Origin of the sequence: Oceanobacillus rekensis (assembly GCF_002153375.1) — a bacterium.
In the GTDB taxonomy this organism is placed as follows: Bacteria; Bacillota; Bacilli; order Bacillales; family Amphibacillaceae; genus Oceanobacillus; species Oceanobacillus rekensis.
Window position 1 is genome coordinate 1 of sequence record NZ_MTBQ01000008.1, and the last position, 26,457, is coordinate 26,457.

A 26,457-nucleotide genomic window follows, 5' to 3' on the forward strand; every position below is an offset into this window, starting at 1 on the left:
AAACAAACTGTTCCATCTAAATCAAAAACAAATTTCAAAAGTCTCACTCACTTTCATATTAAGTCTGTAAATAAAAATTTAATTATACCGCAAAAAAAGTAAATATGTTCTTATTAAACTAAGCTGCTAGTTAGTTTAAGTGAAACTATTCACAATATATATTTATAATTATTCTGTAAATTTATTTTATACTAAGCTCTCTAGTTAAGTAAATCCATTCAGAGACATTCCTAAAATAACTTGACTTTACAAACTGAAATGAAAGAATCCATCTTTTTTACCACTCCTGTTCAATTTGAGTATGCTCAAATTGAACAGTGGCGGTATACTTTGTTACAAGGCTTTTAGTGTTCAATCTATGTTCAAATTAAAAGGGGGTTAGTTAATAAAAGTTGGATATATTCGGGTCAGCTCAAAAGGACAAAATATAGCAATGCAAGTCCAATCCCTAAATGACTGCTATTCATAACAGCGATACAACGGAGACACAGGCATAAAAAAAGAGCATAATATATGGCCTTTCTTAAGAAACGAATTTATGGAATTATGGCATTCTTAATTTATTATTACTGGTCCAGTTACGAAACTTTACTACAAGGAATCCCTTGATTAAATCGTATGATTTTATCAGTTTCTTTCACTCCGTTATTTTCCACTTCCCTATAAATCCTTTTTCTTTCATTAACAGGTACAAATTCCATCAATCCATTGGTTTCCCGTTTTCCATAGAGTTTAATAAGAAAGAACGGTCTTTTTTAACCATTCCGGTTACCATCACGTCAATATATTTATAATTGATTACCTTTAACCATGATCGGAGCGCTTTTTATCTGATACTTAGATACCTTCCGTTTCAGTACAATTCCTTCGAGGTCTTGCCCCTCTACCAAATGGAAATAAGGTACTCCATTCCCTTCGATCCACTGAACCAGTACAACCCGTTGAGGATTGAATTTCAACTGATTCAGTATATCTTTTTTCATGCAACTCCCAATTCCGCACATTATATATGGCAGTGGTATCTAACAAATGATAAGAATGAAGTGGGAAATCCAATAGAAGAAGAACGATTTGAAAGTTATGCAACAACAACTGACAAGGGTTCCTCTGATTACTGGGATTACTAGCACATTAACCAAAATGCCAAATACAATAGAAATGTTACTTTTCTAAGCTATCGGGTTGACGGAGCTGGTAAAATCGAAAAAGGTTTTTTATGGTCACCTTTAATACAGCATAAAGCGGAACGGCAATGAGTATACCAATAAAACCATATATCGACCCTGCTACAACTAAAAGTAGAATGATTGTTAAAGGGTGTATATCTAACCGGTTTCCTAATACCAATGGAGAAACAAGGTTCCCCTCTAATTGTTGGACTACAACTAAAACAATTAATATATAAAGAACCATCTCAGGGCTTTGAATCGATCCAAATACAATGGCTGGCAAAACGCCAAGTATCGGTCCAAAAAAAGGAACAACTGCTGTTATGACAACAAATAATGCAAGAAAAGCGGCATAGTCAAGACCAATCAAAAGGTAACCCAAATACATTAAAACACCGTCAACCAAAGCAACAGTCAATTGGCCAATAATATAAGCTGCAATCGTCCCATCAATGTCTTCCAATATTTTCTTACCTTCAGCATTATGTTTTTCGGGTATAAACTTCAATAAAAACGGACTTAGACGGTCGCCTTCCTTTAACAAGTAGAACAAAATAAAGGGCACAATAACTAGAACGGTTGCTACACTAGTAATCGCCTTTACAATATCTGTTATATTTTGACCAATAGATTGTGTAAGATTGCTTAGATAAGTCATTACTTTTCGTTTGAACTGGTCGACAGAGAACATATTTATATTTTTCTCATCCATAAACTCCTCTGCATCCCCTGTCATTTGTTCAATATTTTCCGGAATAACTTTTACCATTTGATCAGCTTGTTTGCTGATTGACTCTCCGCCAAAATGAAAAATTAAAAAAACGATGCCTGCTATTACGGCATAGATCACTAAAATCGCTATTGAACGAGCTATGTATTTTGGCTTGGAAAATAGGGAAACAACGGGTCTCAAAATATAATAGAGCAACCCGGCTATTATAATTGGGAAAAATAATGTCCCAATTAGTTTTTGAAAAGGATATAAAAAATAGTCGATTTTTCCTAGAAAATAAATAAGGATTATAATTAACAGTGCGCCTGTCACATATTTAAAAAATGAATGGTTAATCCACATGCTCTGATTTCCCTCTTCCTTTGTTATATCTGTTTAATTTATTGTTGCAACTGTTCAACCATCGCTTCACTTTACCATGTCACGGCATTCAGCAACAGATTTATAGTAATAGTAAATTTACTAATGCCTTAAGCAATTTTATTCTGACGTTAATAAAATCATAGATTCGAAACAAAAAATTAATTGAAAAATATCAAGCTATTGGTAATGAAATTAGATTTGTCGGTCTTTATTATAAGTTATCAAACTTTTCAGAGCCACATAATCAGCTTTTTTTCACTTACTTACAGTGCAAAATAGCGCTTAAAATAAGCGACCTAAAAATTGAGTTGGGGTTTCTTTATATTAATCATGTATCAACTGTTTTTTCTTTTTAGCCCTAATCAACGTACTTTTGGATATTCCTGTCAATGCTTCTACTCGCTTATAGGAATTGGTTTCCAGTAGTTTTAGGGCATGTTCCACTTGGTCTTTACCGTACTTCTTCGGGCGGCCCTCTCTAAAATCCGACCTCTGTTTCGCTATTGCTTGACCTTCCTGGGTACGTTCTACGATCATATCTCTTTCGAATTCCGCAAAGGCTAACATAACGTTTAATATTAGTCGTCCGGTTGGAGTATCTTCAACTAATCTGCTCCGTTAGTTGAAGTATTTAATTTCACAAAGTTACCTTACCATATATTAGTAATATTAAAAAAGTAGCGATTTCCTAGTCATTATAATAATAAAAGCCGTCTCTATAGACGACTTTTATTTGCCATTTGTTCCGTCAATTTTAATCTCATTTGAGTTGTATTTTTTTGAAAATGCACCCAAAAACAGAACCATTAAAAATTATTGACGGCTCGTTTTTTTACTTCAAGTAATAAAGGAAGAGCCATATTGGAAAAGATTGATTTAGGTCGATGTTAGTCCCCTACTCCTCTAAAGAGAAAACTTTACTAAGTGGCAGGAACCATTGAATTAAAAGGTGGTAGTACTTTAATAAGCTTCGATATAAATCCATTCTTTTTTAGTAACAAGAGGCAAAACAAAACCGATTTATACTTTTATCATATTTTCGCAAAAAGCTTCTTTTTCATTTTTAGGTAATTTTCAATCTCATAGATTAAATAAAATAAATTCGCTCTTATTTCAAATTCATCTCTCGTTGTTGGCAGTTCCGTTACTCGAATTTCAGCCATACACGCTTCTAACTTTTCTAAAGAAATATCCGTTGTATCTTTGGAATGAACATTTTGACTTAAATACTCTAAGAAATCTGCAAACATTTCCTTTTGTTGAACATGAAGTTCAAATGAAGACACATTAGCGACCACTTGAGTCATTTGCTGTAGTCGTTCTAGTTGGTTCTCTCGCATTTCCAGGTAATAATAATCTTTATTTTGTTTTCTTAGTAGATGATTTTCTACATCTTGTATTGCAACGCTCTTAGACTCATTAATAATCTCTTCGGCCTCAAGTAGCTCTTTCCCGTCCCACTTTCGTTCTCTATCTCTTAAAAATGCAGAGAATTCATAGAGAATAGTTGCAAACTTTTGTTCAATATCCTTTTTATAAGTTTCAATATCTTTCTTAAAATTAGGCATGAAACTGTTGACAATTAAAGCAATACCCATTCCTATGATTATAATATAAAACTCATTTAAAAAGATTTCCACGCTGACTTCTTTTAGCGTATAAACATGTAAAACGACTACCATACTTGTGATAAAACCAGCCTGTATCCGTGCTTTTACAAGGATTGGTACAAACAGCACAATAAAAATGGAAAATACGAATGGATTATAACCAAATAATTCAAAAATCAAACCACCTAGAAACATGGATACAATAGAGGCGAAGAACTTTTTTTGTATCGTATGTAATGTCTTTTTCTTCGTTTTCTCAATACACATGATGACGATAATGGCCGCAAATGTAGCAAATTCCAAATTCATTAAACTCGCAATCCAAATTGCGAGCCCTGCTCCTATAGCAGTTTTCAGTGTCCGCTGACCCATACCAACCATACCAGCACCATCCATCCATTGTTTTTACTAATTAATCGTGGCATATTACTTTGTAAACTGCAATAGTTAACAAGCGTCAAATAAAAAATCTTTATTCGTTCGTGAAGCGACAGGGTCTTCACACCTTTTCCACTCTTTTTAACATTTCGAATGATGGTCTTGTTATACTGTGAAATATATGTAATGCAATATAAAGCAGAAAGGAATAACGTTTTTCTAAATTGCAGATGAAATCGGAGAAGATGATTAATCGTCTATCTATCCAAAAGGAGAGGTATTGGAAAATACGATGTAAAAGAATGAGGTCGGTCCTTACATATAGAAGTATTGGTGAATGATCCATTGAAAACGTTATTAGCCTTCCTAAACTTTAAGAAGGCTTGTTTTTCTATGATAGGTGTCCAGGGTCGGGGTCTATATAAGACCATGTTCCCGTTTATTAATTTCATTATAATGAGAGTAAATTAATGAACTCGTAATTTACTCTCAGCACATAGAAGCATTTATTTAGAAACAGTTACTTTACTAGGAACTACCTTATTTATTTGTTCACCAAGATCGATGGTTCCATCTGCACTTTTAATGCTGCAGCGGACAACATCTCCATCTTTTAGATAATTACTAAGCTTTGATTGGCTTTCAAGCATAACGTTGACTTTCTCTTCATAAGGAATAGTTAGATTTGAAACCGTACTCATTTCTTCTTTAGCTAGATTCATTGCTACCCCACCTGTTGTACCTGTAACAATTAAATCACCTTTTGAGAGGTCCATAATCCCAGATAGTTCAACAATGGTTTCAGCTGGTTTAAATAATAACTGATTTGTGTTAGCGGATTGGCGTAGCTCATCATTAACCCATAAATTAATTTCTAGGTCATGAATGGCTGGCATTTCCTCTTGATCAAGCAGGTAAAAATATGGTCCAGTTGGTCCAAATGTACGGTAGCTTTTTCCTTTTAACCATTGTCCTTCAAGCAGTTGTACATCCCTTGCTGATACATCATTGAAAACAACTAATCCCGCAACATATTGGTGAAGGTTTTCTTCCGTTACCTCTACTGATCCTGTAATCTCTGAACCAATAATTAAACCTAATTCAATTTCATAGTCTAATAATTGTACATGGGCTGGACGGATAATTTCTGTATATGCTCCACAAAGAGAACTATCTGCTTTACTGAATATCAAGTTAAATGGAGGCTTATTTGCTTCTAATCCAGATTCCGCTCTATGGGAGCTATAATTGGCACCTTGACAAACAATTCTTGCGGGAGCTGTTACTGGACTTAAGAAGGTTACCTCGTTTAGTGAAACTCTTTCACCATTTTCCTGTTCATGTAGCTCTCTTGCTTCTTCTTTTCCTTCATCTAAAAATTGAGCCAGGGAACGATATGTATGTTGTAAAACTAAGATATTGTCCCCTTTCACAACACCCCATTGTTCCACATTTTCTTTTTCAAATCTTACAATTTGTAATCCCATTTTTATTTTCCTCCCTATGTTGAAGATACTTTTAACTATATGATTCTTACGAGTAATTGTTATATATTTTTTGTAATATAGTCCTTACACGTAATATTAATTCCGTCATTTTTTGTTTAGACAGTTCTTCATCGCCGGCCATAACTGCTTCATAAATCACACGATGTTTTTCTAAAGCTGCAAGTGTTGGTGAATCGTAAGGAGATTCTTGATTATCATTTGTTAAAGGTAATGTCTTTTCCCTACTTACAGTAAGAGCTTTATGCATAATACGAATCGTTCCAATTAATAAATCATTATAGGAAGCCTTTATAATACTTTCATGAAAATCATAATCCGCTTTAACCCAAGCATTGTCATCCCCTACAGATTGTTCTAGTTTCTGAAAAGCTTCCTTTATCCTGATTCTATCCTGTTCTGTTGCTCTACTAGCTGCTAATGCCGCTGCGGTTGGTTCTAGCCCCAATCTTACTTCTGTTAAATGTAGTAGGAAATCTTTATTGTTTGGATCTTCCAGCAACAAAGTCATTACTTTAAGATTCCACCACTGCCACTCTGTTCGCGGTAAAATTGCCGTACCCGAACGCTGATTGGATCGCACCAGACCAAGCATTGATAACCCTTTATATGCTTCACGGACAACAGTTCTGCTACTATTATATTCTCTACTAAGATCTTCTATTTTAGGTAAATTTTCTCCAGGAATTAATTTCCCAAAGATGATTTTTTTTGCTAACTCTAAAGTTAATTGTTCCGTTCTATTCATCAAATTCTCTCCTATCCACTTACTACTAAATCGTATACCAAAGTTTAAATAAGGGATTGGATAGGTTAATAGAATGTTCCGGTTAGATAACGTTTACATTTAACCTAAAATACCACTCTTCCCCCTTTCATGCGTCTGCTTTTTTAAACTTATAATAAATATTACTTATTTGATTATTATCATAAATCTTATTTATTTTAGTGTCAACATTTTTCTGAAATATTATAATAAATAATCTACTGATGCACTCTTTGTCTTAATTATGGGGAAAAGCCATAGGTTAGTAGAGCACAATGGGGACAGATTCATCGTCCCGTGGTTAACCTAAAAACTGATTGTGACAAGGAACCTCTCATCACGGTCCTAAAAATTGGTGCCAGTCCCCCACTGCTTTACAGTATTAAAGCGACGGGGAACTGGCACTTAAATTCTAAATAGTTAGCTCAAGACTTCACCAAATTTAGACAAGTTGCGAAAATATATTTCATTTCCTGGGAAATATCGATAAAAGATTCAAGTGCAGTCTTCTACAGTTTTAAAGTGTTAAATCGGGGGGGAATGACAATGTATTCTTTGGATTCCTTATTTTAAAGTTAATAGATAGAGGAAAAACCATCATTGGATCGTGAGGCAGGTTCCTTGTTCCAATTAGTTTGTAGTTTAGCTACGGGAAAGTGAACCTGTCCCTATGCAGGTAACACAAAAAGGTAGCGATTACGCTAGCGATACTTGGATAGTTCTTACCAGTTTCCCATTTTGAAACTGATTGACGACTAACATGAATTTCTTCAGCAAGATCAGTTTGTGACCAACCTCTTTTTTCTCGTTCCTTTTTTAATCGTTTACTAAAAATCATGTTAGTCATCACCTTTCCTTATTCCATTATTGAGGGAGTGTATAGCTAAAGTAAAGATAGTTATAGGTGCATCAAGGTGCAACCTCATGTTGCCAATAAATATACCTTGTTTTATCTATATAATTGTATCATTAATTTTGTAATTAGCTGTCATCGCTGACTGTATGAAAAACTGTATCCAAGTTTCCATGTGAATTCCCTCCTTACCAAAACATGACCAGAGGCAAAGCCACTAGTCTTGAAACTGGAAAGCATGCCACCGGTACAAGTTCATGACCCGTAGTCAGCCTACAACTAATGGAACAAGGTGTCTGTCTCAGCGGTGGATGAAAATGTAATCATATTAAAAAGGAACGGTATTATGTACCGTCCCCTGAAACTTACTTCGGAAGCCACTCACCATATCGCTTCAAACTAACATTTTCTGTATACTTATCCAATTCCCTTAATTGCTTCACAACAGTAGCCACATCTATCCCTTCGACAATTTCATTAATCGCTGCGACACCAGATTTGGCATACGCTTTACGTTCATCTGCCGTTTTCAGTAGTGGTGTATATAAGTGGTCGGAAGCATGGTCAAAATAATAGCCAACAGCACCTGATTGCAGTGCATACTTTCCAAGGGACGATGCTGGATTGTCTGCATTTGCTTTCATTACTTTTTCCACATCATAGCTAACAGAATTGGACTCAGGTACGTTAAGTGGAACATCTTCCAATCTACCCAAAATCTCATACGCACCAATAGCCATATCATTGAATTTTTCAAAGAAGTCAAACGATAAATCTTTCACCGTTCCAATCGTCACCATTAAGTCCATATAAAGAACAGGTGCTTTAGTACGATCAAAAAAATCGCGGATCATTGGACTAATTGTTAGATATGCAGGTCCATGTAAAGTAACATAAACTTGTCTTCTGAACCCTTGATTAAGTAGTGACTGTGCAATGCGATCTAAGTATGCTGTACCGTCTTTTGTTGTCATTTGTACGGTCCCACGTCCAGTAGGAGTTGCACCTGCAAAGAAATATGGGAGATTATGAAGAACTAGTCCATCAGCAGACTCCGCCATTTTCAATGCAAACGCTTCAGCCAAAACAGTTTCTGAGTCTAGTGGCAATGCACCATGTGTTTCTGTTACGCCGACTGGAACAAAGATTAGATCATTTCTATCTAAGTACCCTTCTACTTCCCCGTTTGTTAGTTTCGATAAAAATCTTGTTCGCATATTTATCTCTCCTATCTATTTGATGCTAGAGGGATCCTAGTAGTAGATTCCTCTGAGCTAAATGATTTATGATGATTTCCTTCTTAATTCTAGCTCCTCATACATCGCATTCGTCTTCTTCCCGTCTAAGTTAAAGATGAACAACAGACCAATCAACATTAATGCAAACGCGATAATTGGCAAGCCATTGTACATACGAAGGACACCTTCTGCAACTTCTTGTGATTGTGAAGTGGATCCAGTAGCATATCCTACCCAACCGAGGGAATAACTACCTAATGCAGATCCAACCCCCATACCGACTTTACGGGAAAAGGAATAAATCGAATAAAGCGTTCCGTCATATCTTTTTCCAGTTTGCATCTCTGTATAATCTAATGCATCTGCTACAAGTGCCCATACAATCATAACAAAGACACTGTTCGCTATCATACCGATATTATAAACCGCTATAAAAAGATAAACGTTTTCAATTGTTACCAAGGTTAGGAATGCCATTGCAATAATACTAAAAGCAGATGTTACAATCACTAGATTACGCTTTCCAAATAATTTCACTAATTTTGGTAGGAAAAGGAACAAGATTAACATAATCCCTATTTGTACAAAGGAGTTAATCGTAAAGGCACTTGGACTACCGAAGTACTCTGCAAATACAATCGGGGCTAATTGGTTTACCCCATTGATAACAATTAACGAACCAACAGAAGCAACCATCATCCCGACTAATTGTCTATTTTTCAGTGCTGCTGTTAAAGCATCTTTAAATTTATAGTCTATTTTCTTACCAACGGGATTGTCATCTCTTACACGTTCCGTTGAAAGCTTCACCAGACCTGTGTAAGCAAGCAAAGAACAAACCGCAAAGACAATCGAGATAATAAAGAATGCATCTGGAATAATTGCACCATTACTATCATAGATAAACATTGGTACGAAAGAAAGTGCACCAATTCCAACAATCAATCCACCAACCGCACGTGCACGCGATAATTTTGTACGTTCAATTGGATCTTGTGTAATAACCGCTGCAAGTGATCCATAAGGAATCGAATCCGCAGTATAAGCGATGCCGTAAAATAAGTACACAAAGACTACCCAAACATGAGTCGCCGCTGTACCCCAACTTGATACATCAGCAAACGCTAACAATACGGATGCCGCTAAGAACCATTTGGATATACTAATATATGGTAAGAACTTGTCCCCACTTTTCCCGATTTTAAAGCGGTCTGGAATGCTTCCCATAATAACATCGGTGAACGCGTCAAAGATTCTGGAAACTAAAAATAAGGTCCCCATGAAGTATGGGCTTACTCCTAATACAGAGGTTACAAATAATAGAAAGAAACCTCCGATATATAAATTAACAAAGCTACCTCCAATATCTCCTAAAGCATAGCCAAACTGGTCTCGCACACCAAACTTTCTCTGTTTCATCTTGACCCCTCCTGTTAATAGTCTTTTTTCTATCTACGCATATTTATTACTTTGTTTTGTATATAAAGTAATAAACAATTGATATGAAAGCGCTTAAAGCATATAAGACTATTATATTGTAAATGCTTACATTAGTTTTAATCTAAAATTACCAATTTTTATACTAAGATTGCATTTCATATATGAAAAGGAAATCAAGACGCAAAACAAACTATTCCTCCATCCTGTTTAAATGTGCTTTCCTGAAGGATTTTGGCGTAACTCCTTCTTCTTTCCTAAATATCTTAGAAAAATACTGAGAGTTATTAAACCCAACCATGATGGCAATCTCTGTCATCGAAAGATTCGAATGAATAAGAAGTTCTTTTGCTTCCTTCACTCGCTTTTGATTACGTGCATGGCTAATCGTAGCTCCCTTCTCTTTCTTAAACGAACGCATAAGGTGGGATGGATGAACGTGTAAATCATGCGCCATCTCTTCAATCAAAAACTCTTCGGCAAAGTTTGTTTCAATATAATGAATAGCTTTATCCGCAATACTAGGATTAGTTAGTTTGTCGTAACGAATGGAGGGGTCTCCATATTCATCAATCATGTTCAGATGAATCGTATCAAGTTTAGAAATTTGGTCGGTATGCTCAATCATTATTGCATATTTTTCCGAAATAAAGTGGGACTTCGCAGCGCCGAGCCCCCCTTTCTCAGCACTATAACTATAAAGGGTATTATGTGATAGCAGGAAATTTTTATAAGAACGAAGCATGTTCCCAGGTACGCGTTTAAAAATATTCATGGTATCATCTTTCAAGACCTTCAATATTTCCTGCTTATAGTAGTCAATCTCATTTGTATCGCAAGTTATGATTGCTTGAAGAAAAGTTTCCCTAATTTGATGACCTTGTTCAATTCTTTGATTAGTGGAGCTGTTATTCACTTCCATAGATGATTCTCCTCGATTGCTAAAATAGGATAAGACTATTTTCAATTTATCTATAATTTATATTACAGTAAAATTCCTAACTTAGTGCACAGAAACCGAATAACAGGAATAGTAAAAGACAAATTATCACATATATTGGAAAATAAGGTAATATGTATAGAATTAATTACGCCTTTTGGCTTTTACAGGATATAGTGCCCATGCCAATTGATAACCCTCTCTTCACCATCCTCATTTTTCTAAAAGCTTCCAATTACACAACTAAAATGCGCAAATCTCATTAAAGATTTGCGCCCAATTGTTAGTTTCTTAGGTTAATAATAGCCTAAATCTAGTTTATTCATTTTATACCCCACCAAACCTTCTCTTTCGTTGCTTATATTCTTCCAAAGCCTTTATAAATTCCCGCTCTGAAAAATCCGGCCACAGTACATCGGTAAACCAGAACTCCGAGTAAGCCAGCTGCCAGAGTAAGAAATTGTTCAGTCGCTTTTCCCCGCCAGTACGAATAAGCAGGTCAGGATCTGTCATACCGGATGTATACAGGTATCTTGAAAACTGCTGTTTATCCAGTTGATCCAGTGATAATTTCGCATCGTTTATATCGGCGATTGCTTCTTTCATGGCGTTTAGAATTTCTTGTTTGCCTCCATAGTTGAGTGCAAAATTCAGCTGAAGACCTTCATTGTTCTCGGTGCGGTCAATGGCATACTGCACCGTTTCTCGTGTACTGGATGGAAGATGATCCATATCACCGATTACCTTAATGCGTACATTATTGGATATAAGGTCTGCTAGATACATATTTAGAAATTTCTTAGGAAGTCCCATTATATATTCGATTTCGGAATTTGGGCGTTTCCAGTTCTCTGTAGAAAACGCGTAAAGTGTCAAAACCTTCACATTAAATTTAACTGCTGCCTTGACAATATTAATAACAGTAGTTACCCCTTCTTTATGGCCGTAAACTCTGGACATGCCCCGCTTCTCTGCCCAACGTCCGGTTCCGTCCATAATGATGGCTATATGTTCTGGTGTATTCTCTTCTGGATAATGCATTGATTCAACCGATTGTTTATTATTGAAAAATGGTATTTTCATTGACATTTTCTGTCACCTCAAAATGTTGTTGATTTCCTCTATTTATTCCTCGTATACAGTTCAGGACTACAGACGGGGATTGGAGGCCATATATTAATAGAATGGGATTCAGTCATCTTTACCATTCCAGAATCTCTTCATCTTTTCCGTTACTTAACTCTTAGCTCTAGCTACTATGATTTTTTGTCGCTTTCTAAAGGCTAACCTGTAGTTAAACTTTACTAGCATCTAGCCTCGTGAAATTCTTCCTTCCTTTACCTGCTTTAAAGTTGCTACGATAAGAAAGCTAACAATTACTAATAAAACCCATGAACTCACCTTTCCTAGACTAACTAAACTCCATGCATCCGTCTGGTTTGGATATTCCCAAGCACCAAAGAATGTAGCGATATTTTCGGCTATCCATATGAAAAATCCAATGAGTATAAAAGAAAGTACGAGTGGCATACGATAACGTGTTCCATCAACCTCATAGGTGACCCATGATTTCCAAAAGACGATAATGACAAGTCCAGCTAAGCAAAAGCGAACGTCAATCCAAAAATGATGGGTGAAAAAGTTCAAATAAATCGCAGCTGCCAAAGGTACCACCACGAAGAAAGGTGGCCACTTAACCAGATTAACCTTTAATCTCCTCCATGCTTGGCAAAGAAAACTCGCTACGCTTGCGTACATAAAACCGCTATACAAAGGGACGTCAAAGAATTTGAAATACCCTTCCTCTGGATAGGACCAGGATCCCATATGCACTTTAAAAACCTCAAGAGCCAATCCAATTAGATGGAACAATGTGATAACCTTTAGTTCATCCCGCGTTTCAAGTCCTGAACGCACCATCCACCACTGCATTAAAATAAATAGAATGAGTAACCAGTCATACCGTGGGAGGAATGGAAGTGGCATTAGTTGCGTAATTGCCAAAGAGGCAAATATAACAACTGGAAAAAAACATGATAAGGCCTGCTCCCAACCAAAATGAACAAGTTGTTTTATTGCTCTCATCATTTTTTTCTTAAACGTTTTTTTCTGAGAAATATTTTGTATCTTTAAATCATTCATACGTAACTCCCCTTTTATGAAATTGATTCACTTGAAAAGCGTAAAGGGAATTTTTATCTAATAATGGGTAATCGTATAGTCTTCCTTCATAGACGGATTCAAAACGCGGATGCATTAAGAATTCATTCGGTGTAACAAGAGCAGGTGGAAGATCCCATAATTTCAAGCCGCTTTTTTCAAAAACTTCGGAAACAAATTGGGAGCAAAAGTATTTATTCCTTTGATTGATTGGATGGTGAATCGCGACACCAATGAGTCCTAGCAAATTATACGAATATATATCTTTATTTTTATTAAAACTTTGGATAACTTTTTTGATTCGAATATATTCCTCTCGGGAAATATCAATCCTCAATAATTGACATCTTGTGTTATAAAAATATCGGTAGGTACCGATATAAACATCCTCCCTGATATATCCAGCAATGAGCGGATTTCTCGGATATTTTCTACCAAAGCTATAGATTTCGTTAAGTTCTTCATCAAAAACGATGGAAACATGATTGTAAGGCGCATTTGTATACCATTTGATTATTTTCGTAAGTAATGTACCTGTGTCCGTCAATAAAACATACACCGTTTTTATTTTTCTATCCTTCATTGTTTCTCCTGTCCTTATACCAGTGACTATTCTACATCTTCTTGATCAACCTTAAGTTTCCTCGTCACTTTTGTATTCTAAAATATCCCCCGGCTGGCAATCTAGCGCCTTACAAATTGCATCTAACGTTGAAAGCCTAATCGCCTTTGCCTTTCCATTTTTCAATATAGAAAGATTGGACATCGTGATTCCAACCTTCCCTGATAATTCTGTAACACTCATTTTCCTTTTCGCCAACATCACATCAATATTTATTATAATCGCCATTGTTTTCACCTCAGACCGTTAAATCATTTTCTGATTTTATATTGATAGCTACTTGTAAAAGTCTTTGGAGAACAGCTGCAAAGACTGCAATAATCATTGAAGCACCCATAATAACCATCCCAATTAAAAGAAGACCCGGTGCGTCATCCCACTCCGCTACAACATAGACCAATGGTAGGACGACAACATACAAGCCACTGATTGTAATAGCACAGTTCTTGATTATCTTTAGGGATTTTACAGATAAATCCGAGAAGGCCTGGTTCTTATCAATATAGCTTAAAAGTTTTAACGTTTGATACAACGCAAAGTAAAACGGGATCGTCGCTATATACATAACAATTAAAATACCAAGCACAATATAACCTAACTGAGCGCCATTTGCTGCTTGGCCAATCGCTTCATTCGCTATTTGCGGCAATAAAAATATGCACAAAGCAAGAACCGGAATACCAATAAAGATAACAGCTATTTTTAAAAATAATGTTGAAACTTGTTTCATAGAAAATCCACCTCATTTATTTAGTATGAATTGATTTTACCAAAACTTTTATCGAATTACAATAACAAATTATTGATTATGGTTATATTATTGTTGTTCTATTCTTTTTACAAAAATAAAAAAGCATTCCTAAACGAAGGAAATGCTATTTAACTCACTTTTAGCTATTCTATTTGTAATTTGATCAACAAACGCTCGTGCTGTACAGTGCCAGTACATTGCCGCTTTAATCTCTAAAGTGATGGGGACTAACAATTAACAATATATATTTTTAAAAATTGTATGGAAATAAGTGAGCAATTTTATCTTACTGAGATGCAAAATTTATTTAAGAGTAGTCGGATTCGCACTAAAATTCATTACCCACTGTCCCACTTACAGGATGACTTTTTGTTTTAGGCCTTTGTCGATATTTCCAAGGATTTGAAACATAACACCGCTACTTGGCTAAATTTGGTAATGCCTTGAACTTATTAATTGTATAAAAGCTTCGGATTCCAAACCTTAGCTCTTTTTTCAATCATCTCATTTTTCCCGGAAACGCATGAATCGATTCAATCAATTGATTCAGCTTTCCCTCGACACGGTGGAGCAAGTAAAATGTAACCGCGATTGGAAAGCCTACTTCAGTCATGAATGGTATCGACATTTGGTGTTAGTTTGATAATAAAAGAAAAGGAAAAAGCCGTACTTATTTCTAATATACGGCTCTTTCTTAAATTTATCCCTTTAAGACTATTTTGCTATTTTTACAATTGGTTTAATTGTTATACCAGTTTTTGAATCTTCAAATGCCTGATTGATGTCTTCAAAATCATAGAACTTTATTAATTTATCGAATGGAAATTTTCCTTCTTTATAGTATTGGACTAATTTAGGAATGTGTAATTGTGGCACTGAGTCACCTTGAACTGTTCCAATAATGCTTTTACCTTCCATTAAGATGTCATTAGTAAAGTTTAATGTAACATCTCCACCCATACCAACAATTGCAACTTTACCTGAAACACGTAATGCTGCAATAGATTGTTTAATTACTGGCGTTGCTCCTGTAGTTTCCACACCATAGTGAGAACCGCCATTTGTAATTTCTTTAATTTCTTTAACTACATCTACTTCTTTACCGTTTAATGCATGGGTAGCACCAAGTTCTTTTGCAAGGTCTAAACGACTTTGGTGTAGATCAACAACAATAATATGTTTTAAGCCCATGATTTTTGCAGCCATTACTGCACTTAAACCAACTGCACCACCACCATAAATAACAATAGATGTACCTGGTTCTGGTCGTAAACTATTCATTACAGTACCACTACCAGTTTGGATACCACAACCTAATGGTCCTAACAATGCTAAATCAACATCCTTATCGACTTTTACAATATTGTTTTTATTTGCAACTGAATATGTTGCAAATGAGGATTGACCAAAGAATGTTGAAAGTGAATGATTATGTTGATGAATACGATTTTCACCATCTTTTGACTTTCCACCGAAGTTAAGTTCTACTGTTCTTTTACATAAATTTTGGTGACCAGTTAAACATTGTGAACATTCCCCACAGTAAGAGTAAGAAAGAACAACATGATCCCCGGGTTGTACATTCGTAACGCCAGAACCTACTTTTTCTATAATTCCAGCACCCTCATGGCCAAGTACAGCCGGGAATGGAGCACCTCTACCGTTTATTGACTCTGCATCAGTATGGCAAACGCCTGTAGCTACAATTTTAATTAAAACTTCATCTGCATCTGGTTCCATTAATTCTACTTCTTCAATTTTTAATTCTTCTCCAACATCACGTGAAACAGCTGCTTTAATATCCATCGTGTATTCCCCCCTATATTATTATTAATTAATAAATATTTAATTCAATACGATTATAGTTCTCAGGTTACTATTTTATGTACCTGATAGAATGCGTCTCAACGTAAGATTTTAATGTATCATCGATTGCTAATTCTCTACCTATACCGCTTTGCTTAACTCCTCCAAAAGGCATTCCTAAAGCAAGAGAGTCAAAACTATGTGAATTGATAAAAGTACTGCCAGCTTCTATTCTCCTTGCAACTTTGTATGCATAATCTATATCGTTTGACCAAACAGAGGAACAGAGGCCCTGTTCAGAGTCATTTGCTAAACGAATTGCATCTTCGACTGTATCGTATGGCATGATAGGAATGATTGGCCCAAATTGCTCTTGTGTTACAACATCTAACGAGTAATCATCTGTTTTAACTACATGTGGTAAGATATAATATCCATTATCCCAATTTTCAGGGTCAATTTTCTCACCTAACTCTCTTACCTCAGCATTTGAGTTTTTCGTACTCTCAATAATCTTTGTAACGATATCGTATTGCTTTTTATTATTCATTGGTCCAAAACTTGCTTCTTCTTTTAAACCGTGACCTACCTTATATTGGTCAACAACTTTACATACTTCTTCATAGAATGAATCATGCATATGTCTAGGAACATATACTCTTTTAACGGCGAAGCAAATTTGACCGCTTCTTGTAAATACACCTTTTAGAAGTTTAGGTATTATATCTGAAGGGTTTACATCATCTAAAATAATAGCAGGATCATTTCCACCCAATTCTAAGGTTACATCTCTTATGGATGATCCCGCATTGGCCATAACAATTGAACCAGTATTTGTTCCACCTGTAAATGCGACTTTTCTTACTAATGGATGTTTTGACATAGCTTCTCCCACATCTATATCCCCGTGAAGAACATTAATAACCCCTTTTGGCAATAAACTCGCAATATCTTTTAATAATTTTGTCAATGCAATAGAAGCTGTTGGAGAAGGCTTGATAACAATCGTATTACCCGAGACCAAAGCAGGACCCACTTTCATCATCGTTAATACGATTGGCATATTCCAAGGTACGATAGCTGATACAACCCCTTTCGGTTGCTTTTCAATTTTAATCCAACCATCCTCTACCTCCTTATGAACCGAATCAAAATAGGTAGAATCCATATTAGAATAAAGTTGTAAGGTTCCTGCACCTAACATAAAATCCGTTTCAGCTTCCCATAGGGCACCACCATGTTCTCTCACCAATAACTCTTTGTATTTTGAAGAAGATTCTTGTACTACTTTCATAGCTTCATTTATTAAGGCTTTTCTTTCTTCTACATTTTTTTCACGCCAAGTCAAAAATGCTGCATGTGCTCCTCTTACAGCTTGATCTACATGATCCTTATTTCCTTGTGCAACTTTTCCTACAACGGTAGACAAATCTCCCGGGTCTCTAACCTCCATATAATTATCGGTAAATACTTCTTCATTATTTATTAACAACCCTACTTTTTCCATTTTAAATCCCCCTCAATCTAGTTATATTGTACGAAGTAAATTATTCTTAAATAGAAATATATAATGATAGTATCTATAGCACTAACGTTACCGCTTACATTTATTAAATGTCAATTAATCTAGGTTATGGATTCTAGCAGTAAACCCGTCACCAACCAACGTGTACTGCTATCCTCAAGCATTTCGATACTGTGCAAACATAATTTCATTATAATACTTATCGATTAAAGGCAAACCCATTTCTTTAGCGGTGTTAATTTCTGCTTTTTGATCATAAGGAACCCTCACGAATTGAATTGTATTTGTTGAGTAGGTACCATCCAGAACCGCATATGAAGCTGTTGTTAAGTCTAACGAACTGCCAACACTTCCAACGTTGCACAGTACTCCATTTTTATATGTTTTTAGAAATGCTGTATGCAAATCACCGTAAAATACAATGTCTGGACGTTGGTCTTGGTCACTGGCTTTTATTTTTTCACTATTATCAAACATAGACAGGCATTTATCAAGAGAATCATAATCCGGTATTATTCGTTCAAATTCACTTCTTGGTGAAGCGTGTAAAAATCTGATAAGCTGTCCATTCAACTTCAAATCAATATAAAATGGTAGTGAGGCCACATACTGATAATCATCTGCAGATATACGGTTTTTAAACCATTGAATGAACTCGCTGTCTGTCTCCGATTGTATAATAACATCCCAATTTCCTCGGATTACTTTTTCACAATTCATTTGTACAAGTTTAATACACTCTGAACTTCGTGGTCCCTTTCCAATTAAATCCCCTAAACAATAGATTCTTTCGATGTTCCGCATCTTTATATCCCTTAGTACAGCTTTTAATGCAGTTGTATTACCGTGTATATCTGAAATAATTGCAATTTTTGTCATAACCCTAACCTCCTGCTATAATCCGTAGGTTAATAAGCAAAGGATTAAATAAAAACACGAATAACTATAATTAAATTCCTGGTTGCATCCCACCATCTATCACGATATCTGATCCCGTAATAGAAGGAATAAGATCTGATACCAGAATAAGAGCCATTGTGGCTATTTCTTCGGGTTGTACTATCCTGCCGAGGGGATTAGAAACTTTATCAATTGAGATTTGTTCTTCTAAAGTTATACCTTTAACTGCAGCATTCTGCTTTGCTAAAGAATCTGCACGTTCCGTAGCGGTCACACCAGGAGAAATAGAATTAATTCTAACTTCACTTTCTGCTAGTTCTTTAGAAATACCCTTAGTAAAATTTAAAAGAGCAGCGTTCGCTGTACCACCAGGAAGAAAGGTTGAACTTGGAGTTTTCGCACCAGTTCCTATAATATTTAATATTCTGCCATGTCGCTGATTTACCATATGTGTTGCCACTTCTCGTATCATCCGAATATAGCCTAATAACTTTAAATTCCAGGAATCAATAAAGTGCTGGTCATTTAGTTCCCAGAACGACCCTGCTTGAGCCGATCCGGCGTTATTAATCAAAATATCAATTTTCCCTAAATGAGAAACGGCCTCCTTTACAATCCTATGAGGGGTTTCTGAATTCATTAAATCTTGACTAATTGTAAAAATTGAATTGCCCTGCGCATTTTTTTGTAAAGAGGTTAATGCATTTTCCAATCTCTCTTCATTTCTACCTACTATGATTACATTAGCTCCTTCTGATACTAGTAATTTAGCACATGCAAATCCTATTCCTGCACTCCCCCCTGTAATAATAGCGTTTTTACCTTCAAGGCCAAGATCCATATATATACCTCCTATATATAAATTAAATACTTCCTTTAGCTGTTTATATTACTAAGACACCTATTGTTTTATCGCTGTGTATCCTAAATCGGTTGATAATAAATAGGCATTTTTTTTCATTTCCTTCGCTATATTGGAATCATCCGACATGTCAAGTGTATCGGTGAAACCGACTACATTAAGGGCTGCCATGATTATTCCATTTCTTCCAAAAATAGGCACACTGAGTGCTGAAATAGCCGGCAATAATGTATCTTGTGTCGTTGCAAACTTAGTTTCCCTTAATACTTTCACTTCCTCATAAAACGCTTCAATTGCCATGTCATCTCCATTTAGTTCATTTGAAACTAACTTTTTCGTCTTTTCTCGCGGTAAGAATGCTGTGAATATTTTTCCGGTTGCACTTTTGGTTACGTTGATTTGCGATCCTTCACGAACCCCTAAGCTGATATTCGCATGGTTAAAGCTTGGTTCCCATTTAACAAAAAACGGACCATTTTCTCCCCAAAGTCCTAAAGCTACCGTTTCATTAATATTGTCTCTCAAATTATGAATATAGGGTGTAGCTATCTTTCCAATATTTACATTATCTAAAGCACGGACCCCAAGTAAAATCAGTTCATTTCCAATAGTATATTTTAGGTTTTCATCTTTTTCTAAATAGCCAGTTTTTACAAATGATATAAGATAACGATAGAGCTTACTTTTTGACATATCGCATATATTAGAAATCTCTGTAATAGAAAGTGGACGGTCATATTCGGATACTTTTTTAAGTATTTCAATTCCCAGTTCAATTGACTTAATTCCTTGTTTTGATTCTTGCATATCTTATCATCCTCTACTTAAATCATGTGATCTGATATTATCTTAACAAAGATATAAGTAAAAGAATAATTTGTTCCATATTGCAGTAAGACTCTACTTTAAGTCCTTAGATATAAAGGTATATTAGCAGGAGTCACTCTCCCGCACGTGTACGTATTTTATGAAATGACTATCAATAAGGGATTTACCCTCATTGATAGTCATTTCATAACCCTCGTTATGTGGCGATACTTGCATGAATATCATTCAACCTAGTGATTTCTGTTTTACTACTTTACTAGGTTTAGGCGTTTCTTTTCCTACCTTTCCGAATACTGAATATTGCTCTTGCACGAAGAACATGGCAATAGCCCCCATAATACCAGGGATCGCAAATGCTAAAAAGTTTTGATATATTGGAAGTGCCAAAGTCAGAAGCATTCCACCCATTAAGGGTCCAACGATTGCTCCAATGCGACCAACTCCTAAAGCCCATCCCACCGCACTAGATCGTATTTCACTTGGATAGTACTGAGTGGCATACGCATTGGCTATAATTTGCGTTCCTATTGTCGTAGCACCAGCAATTGCCACTAATGTATATAAAAGATAGATATTAACCGTAAATCCAAGCAACGACAGGGAAACCGCGGCTAAAATAAAAAAGAGAATCAACACTTTTTTTGGATTCCACTGATCGGCTATCCATCCGCCACCGATTGCTCCGAAAATAGCTCCTATATTTAAAACCAACAAAAACAATATACTAGAATCAAGCGGATAGCCGGCCGCTTTCATAATCCCTGGCAACCATGTATTCAGACCATAAATCATTAGTAAACACATAAAAAATGCAATCCATAACATACTTGTACTGAATGCACGTCCTTTTGTAAATAATTTGGCTACCGAATTTCCTTTTTCGTGCTCCGGAAAATCTACTGTAAATCGGTCCCCTTTGATGGGGCCATATGCTGGATTGACTTTTGTTAGTATGGTTTCGACTTTTGTGTTCTCTTGTTTCGCCATCAGTATATATGGTGAGTCAGGTAATGTTTTATACATAAAGGGTAGTGTTAAAAGTGGAATTCCCCCAATAAAGAACAGCGATTCCCACCCTAATTTCGGAATCAGAAAAATCGCAAGTCCTGCAGCAGCAATACCCCCGACAGAGTATCCACTGAACATAATAGATACTAATGTACTTTTTAATTTTTTCGGCGCATATTCTGACATTAATGCGATAGCGTTCGGCATTACACCTCCCAATCCTAATCCAGCAATAAAGCGATAAATTCCAAATTGGTAAATATCTGTGGCAAAACCGATAAAAAATGTAAAAATACTAAACAAAGCAATACAAAAAATAATAATATTCTTTCTTCCTACCTTATCTGCCAAAGGTCCAAAGAAAAAGGCTCCTAACATCATTCCAACTAAAGCAGCGCTCCCTAACATACCTGCCTGGTTTGATGTAATACCCCATTCCTCAATTAACACAGGAACAACTGATCCGAAAATTATAAGATCATAACCATCAAATATAATAGCAAAAGCACACCAAAATAACACCATTCCATGAAAGCGGTTAAATTTTGCTTCATCAAGCATTTCCCTTACATTAATATCTCTCATTCTTTCTCCCCTTTCATACGTATATAATCTTTCTGCGCATCTATCTGTTGTAATATTGTGTACTCTTTCAATACATAATCCTACTTTAATAACACGGAAATTCAAAAAATAATTCTTGATTTGTCCTCATCAACAATTAATTGTAAAAGCATTTAAGCAACTTCATTTTTTTCCATATATTCCTTTAAATACAGATTTAGTTTTTTATGTCCGAATTTCAGCTTTCCATTCTCCATACAATCAACATTGAAATCGAGGAAATTTGTAATTTGCTTACGTCTTTCGGTAATATTTATTATTCCTTGGTCATAGAACCAAGAATCAATAACATTATAAATCCCTCTATTTAATCCGTATTTTTCTTTGCATAAACTCATAAATTGCAGGTCAGGTAAATGAAGCTTTTCCTCTAATAAACTCATCATAATACCCTCCTTTGATAATTTATAGGGATTGTACAAAAAGGAGCACAATTTGTAAATTATTGCTCCTTGTCTGTACAACAACCAGTTACCTTTGTTTAACCAATTGTTACTTTTGACTTTTCAAAATGCGGCATGACATGTTTCGAAAATCTTTCCATAGATTTTAGAGTTTCTTCATGACTAATTACACCGAAGTCAAAATAGATAATAACTTCTTCAATGCCAGATGCTTCTACTTTTTTCAATGCTTCCACAACATAATCGACTTCTCCGACAATAATGCTTTCTTCGCCTAAATCATTTGTTTCAAGCGTTTTTAATCTGTCTACAATTTCCGCAAAGTATCGGATGTTCTCCGGGGCTTTACTAATATCTTCTGGGAAGGCTGGAACCAATCCTTCGAAATATTGTAGCATACGTTTTTTTGTTGCCTCTGTTTCTTCCGCAGTTTCTGTTACATTTAGAAAATATGAGCAGATTGCCTTTTTGTTTTTAAACCCGTTTTTCTCTGACAATTCTTTAAATTCTTTTACCGCCTCATTTATACCACCGTAAACTGATGTTGCTGCAAATGGAGCAAACATAACATTTTCTCCCATTTCTGCAGCTTTCACTAATGATCCGCGGCTGAAAGAAGCAACATATATTGGCACATGTGGATCTTGAACCGGTCTTGGTGTTACCTGAATCTCAGGGAATTTATAGAACTCACCATCATAAGAGAATTTCTCCTCGGTCCATGCCTTCTTCATAATATCCAATTGTTCAAAGAAAATTTCGCGACTCTTTGTAAAATCAATTTCGAATACATCATATTCACGTTTATCATAACCTCTTCCAGCAGAGAAGATTGCACGGCCATCGCTAAGTAAATCAAGTAATGCATATTCTTCTGCCATTCGTACTGGATGGTTAGCCGGTAATAAAACAGTTGCAGGGGCTAATTTGATTTTCTTCGTTTTTGCAGCAATGTATGATAATGCAACAGATGGTGATGGAAGAACTCCGAGCGCATTGAAATGATGTTCTGGAAGCCATACAGAATTAAAACCTAACTCTTCTGCATAAATTCCCTGTTCCACCACATCTTTAATGTATTGATTAGGATCTCTTCTGTCAGCACCAAATTCAATAGGGTTGTCCGTAAGTGTAAAATATCCAAATTTCATAATAAATAACTCTCCTTTTCGATTTATCAAATTTTATTCACGATAGTTTAACTAAGTTCAACTATGTTATACATAATATTAAACGCTTACATTCATATTTGTCAATATATTTTAAAAATTAATTTAAAAAAGTATTTACAATATTTATTTTACTTGTTAGTATAATGGTACACAGATAGTAAACAATGTTAAACATTTGTGAACAAATAATATTAATAGGAGGAATTTTTAATGGACGTAAAAGAATTTCGTAATGCGATGGGACATTTTGCATCAGGGGTAACAGTGATTACAACAAAGGATGAAGATAATTTTGTAGGATTAACAGTGAATGCATTTTCTTCACTATCATTAGACCCAGCTCAAATCCTCTTTTGTATTGACAAAGGTTCAAGCAGTTTACACGCAATTAAGAAAGACAGTCCTTTTGTAGTTAATATTTTGCAGGATGAACAGGAATCGGTATGCCGAGGATTTGCAAAAAAGGGTGGAGATAAATTTTTTGGTATAGATTATTCTCTGTCCAATGAGGGAATTCCGTTCTTGAAAGATAATCTAGCAACAATTCATTGTAAGGTTCATGAAATATTCGAAGGCGGAGATCACCTTATTGTTGTAGGTAATGTAAGCGATTTCTCATGCAATGATAACAAGGATCCACTTCTTTTCTATCGCGGAAAACTCGGCTCTTTTCCTCAAGGTTCTCTAGTTTAAATTAATAAAAGCAACAGCTCAAAAGTTTTTTTACCTGGTAATGAGTCACCCTAAGAGCTTACTTCAAATTTACTAACTATCGATTAGGAATACGGATAAATCTCTAAAGCCTCTTAATGAAATTAAGGGGCTTCTTAATAATTAAAATTCAGGAAGAGTTAAAGGCGGGACATGGGGACAGTGAACTGTCCCGTTGTTAACCTAAATCTGATTGGAAAAGGGATCCTACCCTCAATGTTCAATGGTGGTTCTCCCTCTATTCTATAACTTTTAAAATTGTCATTCCCCCACCAATTTAATACTTTAAAGCGGTAGGGAATGGCTCTTAAAGCCTTTGTCAATATTTCCAAGGATTTAAAACATAACTCCGCTACTTGTCTAAATTTGGTGAACCCATGAACCTACTATTTGAAAAGAGCTTCGGATTCCAAACCTCAACTCATTTTTCAATCATCTCATTTTTCAATCATCTCATTTTTCCCGGCAACGCATGAATCGATTCAATCAATTGATTCAGCTTTCCCTCAACACGGGGAAGTAAGTAAAATGTAACCACGATTGGAAAGCCTACTTCAGTCATGAATGGTATCCAGGTTTCCATATAAATTCCCTCCAAACCAAAACATGACCAGAGGCAACGCCACTAGTCATGTGTTTTTTATAATGAAGCGCTCTAATTTATTTAACCTAACTCAATATCTTCCACAATACGTTCAACCAAACGAGCACTCTTCTTCTCAATAAGATCGCCACCATTAGAAGTAAATGCATTTTGTGCAATAATCTCATCCATTGCTGCATGTACGGTAGCGACATTGACAGGTTCAATAGGCTTGTCCAATGAATACGTAACAATTTTGCCATCTTGATTCGTAAATTTCATTTCAAGTTTTTTCATGGTTACAACTCCTTTCTATTTAATAGATTTCAAATTACTACGCCTCCCGAATATCCGCCGTATCCTTACGATTAATGTTATAAAGCGGACGTTCCTGGAGTTCTACCAAAGCTGTTGCAACTGCATATAGCTGATCTGCTGTTGCATCTGTTTTTACGTTATTGAAGCTTTTAGACTTAAAGATTGGTGAACCTGATTCGGAATCAATCCCATCTTGAAGCACCAACTGCAATGTGGATTTAGTGATATCTGCTACTGCCATGTTTCTCACCCCCTATCACAATTACAATCGAAAGGAGGTTGGATGAGGGGGTATGATGTGAAAAACATTTTAATATTGATGCCTGCCATCACTTTAATACTATAAATTGCTTGGGAGCGAGAATTGAATCCAGAAAATTACAAGTATATTTACTATTTGTGATATTATTAATTGCTAGTTCAATAAATTCAACGTACTATAGGTGGTAATAATAATGTCAAGGGGTGAAGTAAATGGTTGAAGTGAGAAAAGGAACTCGAGGCAAAGAAATAATAATCGAGGAAAACCCGCTTTCTAGATGGTTATTCTCTAACACGAACTCGGCATGGATTTGGCTTATTTTACGATTGTATATAGGCTATACTTGGTTGACAGCAGGGTTTGGTAAAGTGACGAGTGATGCTTGGACAGGGGAAAATGCTGGGACAGCACTCGGAGGATATATGTCTGGAGTAATGGAAACGGCAGCAGATGGTGTTGTTGCTGGCTGGTACGCCACATTTTTGGAAAGTGTAGTTATTCCTAATGCTGTTGTATTCTCTTATATGGTTGCTTGGGGAGAATTATTGATTGGATTTGGTTTAATTGTTGGATTATTAACTGGTATTGCTGCATTTTTTGGTGCACTTATGAATATGTCTTTTTTACTCGCAGGTACAGTTAGTTCGAACCCTGTCATGTTAGTCATTGCCATGTTATTAGTTTTAGGTTGGAAAGTTGCTGGTTGGTATGGTATGGATCGTTGGGCACTTCCAAAACTTGGAACGCCTTGGCAGGTAAAGAGGAAAGGGTAATTGGTGATAAAATGAAATAGAAGAAAGCCCCTTCCATTTTATAATCAATAGGTAAGGGGTTTTCTTATTGATATCAAGGGGACCACGGGGTCAGGTTCATCGTCCCGTAGTTAACCTAAAAATTAATTGGGACAAGGAACCTGTCCCAATGGTCCT

The 26,457-nt window shown here is 35.7% G+C and carries 27 protein-coding genes and 2 pseudogenes; 3 read left to right on the top strand and 26 right to left on the bottom strand.

Annotated elements, in window-relative coordinates; translation table 11 throughout:
• The first annotated feature begins 890 nt into the window (after positions 1-890).
• A complete protein-coding gene (locus tag BV906_RS19250; RefSeq protein ID WP_140322016.1) occupies positions 891-1,127 on the top strand; it encodes a hypothetical protein in 237 nt (78 codons plus the stop codon).
• Between the two features lie 34 nt (positions 1,128-1,161).
• Here BV906_RS19250 and BV906_RS16575 read toward each other — a convergent pair whose 3' ends face one another.
• The 23 genes and pseudogenes from BV906_RS16575 to BV906_RS16685 form a co-directional block, all read right to left on the bottom strand.
• A complete protein-coding gene (locus tag BV906_RS16575) occupies positions 1,162-2,244 on the bottom strand; it encodes an AI-2E family transporter (protein WP_087974745.1) in 1,083 nt (360 codons plus the stop codon).
• 345 nt (positions 2,245-2,589) lie between these two features.
• A pseudogene (locus tag BV906_RS16580) lies at positions 2,590-2,874 on the bottom strand (recombinase family protein); the annotation flags it as partial.
• Between the two features lie 422 nt (positions 2,875-3,296).
• Positions 3,297-4,271 (bottom strand): aromatic acid exporter family protein, encoded by a 975-nt coding sequence (locus BV906_RS16585; protein ID WP_087974747.1) that lies wholly within the window; start codon positions 4,269-4,271, stop codon positions 3,297-3,299.
• Between the two features lie 488 nt (positions 4,272-4,759).
• Entirely contained in the window at positions 4,760-5,740 is a 981-nt protein-coding gene (locus BV906_RS16590; RefSeq protein ID WP_087974748.1) for a fumarylacetoacetate hydrolase family protein, read from the bottom strand.
• A gap of 46 nt (positions 5,741-5,786) precedes the next feature.
• Positions 5,787-6,506: a FadR/GntR family transcriptional regulator gene (locus tag BV906_RS16595; protein ID WP_087974749.1), complete on the bottom strand. Its 720-nt coding sequence runs from the start codon at positions 6,504-6,506 to the stop codon at positions 5,787-5,789.
• 712 nt (positions 6,507-7,218) lie between these two features.
• Positions 7,219-7,362: pseudogene (locus tag BV906_RS16600) on the bottom strand (helix-turn-helix transcriptional regulator); the annotation flags it as partial.
• A gap of 380 nt (positions 7,363-7,742) precedes the next feature.
• Entirely contained in the window at positions 7,743-8,594 is an 852-nt protein-coding gene (locus BV906_RS16605; protein WP_087974751.1) for a creatininase family protein, read from the bottom strand.
• Positions 8,595-8,660: 66 nt separating this feature from the next.
• A complete protein-coding gene (locus BV906_RS16610; protein WP_087974752.1) occupies positions 8,661-10,034 on the bottom strand; it encodes an MFS transporter in 1,374 nt (457 codons plus the stop codon).
• A 211-nt stretch (positions 10,035-10,245) separates the two neighbouring features.
• Positions 10,246-10,974, bottom strand: a complete 729-nt coding sequence (locus BV906_RS16615; RefSeq protein ID WP_087974753.1) for a helix-turn-helix transcriptional regulator — start codon at positions 10,972-10,974, stop codon at positions 10,246-10,248.
• Positions 10,975-11,319: 345 nt separating this feature from the next.
• Entirely contained in the window at positions 11,320-12,081 is a 762-nt protein-coding gene (locus BV906_RS16620) for an undecaprenyl pyrophosphate synthase (protein WP_087974754.1), read from the bottom strand.
• Positions 12,082-12,303: 222 nt separating this feature from the next.
• On the bottom strand, positions 12,304-13,077 hold the full coding sequence (locus BV906_RS16625) for a DUF817 domain-containing protein (protein ID WP_087974885.1): 774 nt from the start codon (positions 13,075-13,077) through the stop codon (positions 12,304-12,306).
• A 49-nt stretch (positions 13,078-13,126) separates the two neighbouring features.
• On the bottom strand, positions 13,127-13,735 hold the full coding sequence (locus BV906_RS16630) for a C40 family peptidase (RefSeq protein WP_087974755.1): 609 nt from the start codon (positions 13,733-13,735) through the stop codon (positions 13,127-13,129).
• Positions 13,736-13,786: 51 nt separating this feature from the next.
• Entirely contained in the window at positions 13,787-14,002 is a 216-nt protein-coding gene (locus BV906_RS16635; RefSeq protein WP_087974756.1) for a helix-turn-helix domain-containing protein, read from the bottom strand.
• A 10-nt stretch (positions 14,003-14,012) separates the two neighbouring features.
• Positions 14,013-14,504 (bottom strand): DUF2975 domain-containing protein, encoded by a 492-nt coding sequence (locus BV906_RS16640; RefSeq protein WP_087974757.1) that lies wholly within the window; start codon positions 14,502-14,504, stop codon positions 14,013-14,015.
• Between the two features lie 520 nt (positions 14,505-15,024).
• Positions 15,025-15,138, bottom strand: coding sequence for a YvrJ family protein (locus tag BV906_RS16645; protein ID WP_245844269.1), 114 nt, complete (start codon positions 15,136-15,138; stop codon positions 15,025-15,027).
• A gap of 101 nt (positions 15,139-15,239) precedes the next feature.
• Positions 15,240-16,331, bottom strand: coding sequence for an NAD(P)-dependent alcohol dehydrogenase (locus tag BV906_RS16650; RefSeq protein WP_087974759.1), 1,092 nt, complete (start codon positions 16,329-16,331; stop codon positions 15,240-15,242).
• Positions 16,332-16,401: 70 nt separating this feature from the next.
• Positions 16,402-17,838, bottom strand: coding sequence for an aldehyde dehydrogenase family protein (locus BV906_RS16655; protein ID WP_087974760.1), 1,437 nt, complete (start codon positions 17,836-17,838; stop codon positions 16,402-16,404).
• Between the two features lie 174 nt (positions 17,839-18,012).
• The gene (locus tag BV906_RS16660; protein WP_087974761.1) at positions 18,013-18,735 is read right to left on the bottom strand and encodes a metallophosphoesterase family protein; all 723 of its coding nucleotides are present in this window, start codon (positions 18,733-18,735) and stop codon (positions 18,013-18,015) included.
• Between the two features lie 70 nt (positions 18,736-18,805).
• The gene (locus tag BV906_RS16665) at positions 18,806-19,597 is read right to left on the bottom strand and encodes an SDR family NAD(P)-dependent oxidoreductase (RefSeq protein ID WP_217896392.1); all 792 of its coding nucleotides are present in this window, start codon (positions 19,595-19,597) and stop codon (positions 18,806-18,808) included.
• A gap of 60 nt (positions 19,598-19,657) precedes the next feature.
• Positions 19,658-20,425 carry an IclR family transcriptional regulator gene (locus tag BV906_RS16670; RefSeq protein ID WP_087974763.1) on the bottom strand — a complete coding sequence of 256 codons (768 nt, stop codon included), beginning with the start codon at positions 20,423-20,425 and terminating at the stop codon, positions 19,658-19,660.
• Between the two features lie 246 nt (positions 20,426-20,671).
• Positions 20,672-22,039 carry an MFS transporter gene (locus tag BV906_RS16675; RefSeq protein ID WP_087974764.1) on the bottom strand — a complete coding sequence of 456 codons (1,368 nt, stop codon included), beginning with the start codon at positions 22,037-22,039 and terminating at the stop codon, positions 20,672-20,674.
• A 152-nt stretch (positions 22,040-22,191) separates the two neighbouring features.
• On the bottom strand, positions 22,192-22,461 hold the full coding sequence (locus tag BV906_RS16680) for a hypothetical protein (RefSeq protein ID WP_087974765.1): 270 nt from the start codon (positions 22,459-22,461) through the stop codon (positions 22,192-22,194).
• A 98-nt stretch (positions 22,462-22,559) separates the two neighbouring features.
• Positions 22,560-23,633, bottom strand: a complete 1,074-nt coding sequence (locus BV906_RS16685) for an LLM class flavin-dependent oxidoreductase (RefSeq protein WP_087974766.1) — start codon at positions 23,631-23,633, stop codon at positions 22,560-22,562.
• Between the two features lie 231 nt (positions 23,634-23,864).
• Here BV906_RS16685 and BV906_RS16690 point away from each other — a divergent pair, with 231 nt between their 5' ends.
• Entirely contained in the window at positions 23,865-24,347 is a 483-nt protein-coding gene (locus BV906_RS16690) for a flavin reductase family protein (RefSeq protein WP_087974767.1), read from the top strand.
• Positions 24,348-24,813: 466 nt separating this feature from the next.
• On the opposite strand, the gene BV906_RS16695 is transcribed toward BV906_RS16690, so the two are convergent.
• The 3 genes from BV906_RS16695 to BV906_RS16705 all read right to left on the bottom strand — a co-directional run bounded on the left by BV906_RS16695 (position 24,814) and on the right by BV906_RS16705 (position 25,507).
• The gene (locus BV906_RS16695) at positions 24,814-24,948 is read right to left on the bottom strand and encodes a YvrJ family protein (RefSeq protein ID WP_087974768.1); all 135 of its coding nucleotides are present in this window, start codon (positions 24,946-24,948) and stop codon (positions 24,814-24,816) included.
• Positions 24,949-25,029: 81 nt separating this feature from the next.
• A complete protein-coding gene (locus BV906_RS16700) occupies positions 25,030-25,245 on the bottom strand; it encodes a DUF2922 domain-containing protein (RefSeq protein WP_087974769.1) in 216 nt (71 codons plus the stop codon).
• Positions 25,246-25,282: 37 nt separating this feature from the next.
• Positions 25,283-25,507, bottom strand: a complete 225-nt coding sequence (locus BV906_RS16705; RefSeq protein ID WP_087974770.1) for a DUF1659 domain-containing protein — start codon at positions 25,505-25,507, stop codon at positions 25,283-25,285.
• A gap of 233 nt (positions 25,508-25,740) precedes the next feature.
• On the opposite strand from BV906_RS16705, the gene BV906_RS16710 reads away from it, so the two are divergent.
• Positions 25,741-26,301, top strand: coding sequence for a DoxX family protein (locus BV906_RS16710; protein WP_087974771.1), 561 nt, complete (start codon positions 25,741-25,743; stop codon positions 26,299-26,301).
• Positions 26,302-26,457: the final 156 nt, after the last annotated feature.

Excerpts from the sequence above, each read along its gene's own strand:
- BV906_RS16610 (WP_087974752.1), bottom strand. The coding sequence starts at position 10,034 with ATGAAACAGAGAAAGTTTGGTGTGCGAGACCAGTTTGGCTATGCTTTA.
- BV906_RS16605 (WP_087974751.1), bottom strand. The coding sequence starts at position 8,594 with ATGCGAACAAGATTTTTATCGAAACTAACAAACGGGGAAGTAGAAGGG.
- BV906_RS16650 (WP_087974759.1), bottom strand. The coding sequence starts at position 16,331 with ATGGATATTAAAGCAGCTGTTTCACGTGATGTTGGAGAAGAATTAAAA.
- BV906_RS16635 (WP_087974756.1), bottom strand. The coding sequence starts at position 14,002 with ATGGCGATTATAATAAATATTGATGTGATGTTGGCGAAAAGGAAAATG.
- BV906_RS16585 (WP_087974747.1), bottom strand. The coding sequence starts at position 4,271 with ATGGATGGTGCTGGTATGGTTGGTATGGGTCAGCGGACACTGAAAACT.
- BV906_RS16660 (WP_087974761.1), bottom strand. The coding sequence starts at position 18,735 with ATGACAAAAATTGCAATTATTTCAGATATACACGGTAATACAACTGCA.
- BV906_RS16615 (WP_087974753.1), bottom strand. The coding sequence starts at position 10,974 with ATGGAAGTGAATAACAGCTCCACTAATCAAAGAATTGAACAAGGTCAT.
- BV906_RS16590 (WP_087974748.1), bottom strand. The coding sequence starts at position 5,740 with ATGGGATTACAAATTGTAAGATTTGAAAAAGAAAATGTGGAACAATGG.
- BV906_RS16695 (WP_087974768.1), bottom strand. The coding sequence starts at position 24,948 with ATGGAAACCTGGATACCATTCATGACTGAAGTAGGCTTTCCAATCGTG.
- BV906_RS16575 (WP_087974745.1), bottom strand. The coding sequence starts at position 2,244 with ATGTGGATTAACCATTCATTTTTTAAATATGTGACAGGCGCACTGTTA.
- BV906_RS19250 (WP_140322016.1), top strand. The coding sequence starts at position 891 with ATGGAAATAAGGTACTCCATTCCCTTCGATCCACTGAACCAGTACAAC.
- BV906_RS16675 (WP_087974764.1), bottom strand. The coding sequence starts at position 22,039 with ATGAGAGATATTAATGTAAGGGAAATGCTTGATGAAGCAAAATTTAAC.
- BV906_RS16620 (WP_087974754.1), bottom strand. The coding sequence starts at position 12,081 with ATGTCAATGAAAATACCATTTTTCAATAATAAACAATCGGTTGAATCA.
- BV906_RS16690 (WP_087974767.1), top strand. The coding sequence starts at position 23,865 with ATGGACGTAAAAGAATTTCGTAATGCGATGGGACATTTTGCATCAGGG.
- BV906_RS16665 (WP_217896392.1), bottom strand. The coding sequence starts at position 19,597 with ATGGATCTTGGCCTTGAAGGTAAAAACGCTATTATTACAGGGGGGAGT.
- BV906_RS16685 (WP_087974766.1), bottom strand. The coding sequence starts at position 23,633 with ATGAAATTTGGATATTTTACACTTACGGACAACCCTATTGAATTTGGT.
- BV906_RS16670 (WP_087974763.1), bottom strand. The coding sequence starts at position 20,425 with ATGCAAGAATCAAAACAAGGAATTAAGTCAATTGAACTGGGAATTGAA.
- BV906_RS16625 (WP_087974885.1), bottom strand. The coding sequence starts at position 13,077 with ATGAGAGCAATAAAACAACTTGTTCATTTTGGTTGGGAGCAGGCCTTA.
- BV906_RS16710 (WP_087974771.1), top strand. The coding sequence starts at position 25,741 with ATGGTTGAAGTGAGAAAAGGAACTCGAGGCAAAGAAATAATAATCGAG.
- BV906_RS16630 (WP_087974755.1), bottom strand. The coding sequence starts at position 13,735 with ATGAAGGATAGAAAAATAAAAACGGTGTATGTTTTATTGACGGACACA.
- BV906_RS16700 (WP_087974769.1), bottom strand. The coding sequence starts at position 25,245 with ATGAAAAAACTTGAAATGAAATTTACGAATCAAGATGGCAAAATTGTT.
- BV906_RS16640 (WP_087974757.1), bottom strand. The coding sequence starts at position 14,504 with ATGAAACAAGTTTCAACATTATTTTTAAAAATAGCTGTTATCTTTATT.
- BV906_RS16680 (WP_087974765.1), bottom strand. The coding sequence starts at position 22,461 with ATGAGTTTATTAGAGGAAAAGCTTCATTTACCTGACCTGCAATTTATG.
- BV906_RS16705 (WP_087974770.1), bottom strand. The coding sequence starts at position 25,507 with ATGGCAGTAGCAGATATCACTAAATCCACATTGCAGTTGGTGCTTCAA.
- BV906_RS16655 (WP_087974760.1), bottom strand. The coding sequence starts at position 17,838 with ATGGAAAAAGTAGGGTTGTTAATAAATAATGAAGAAGTATTTACCGAT.
- BV906_RS16645 (WP_245844269.1), bottom strand. The coding sequence starts at position 15,138 with ATGACTGAAGTAGGCTTTCCAATCGCGGTTACATTTTACTTGCTCCAC.
- BV906_RS16595 (WP_087974749.1), bottom strand. The coding sequence starts at position 6,506 with ATGAATAGAACGGAACAATTAACTTTAGAGTTAGCAAAAAAAATCATC.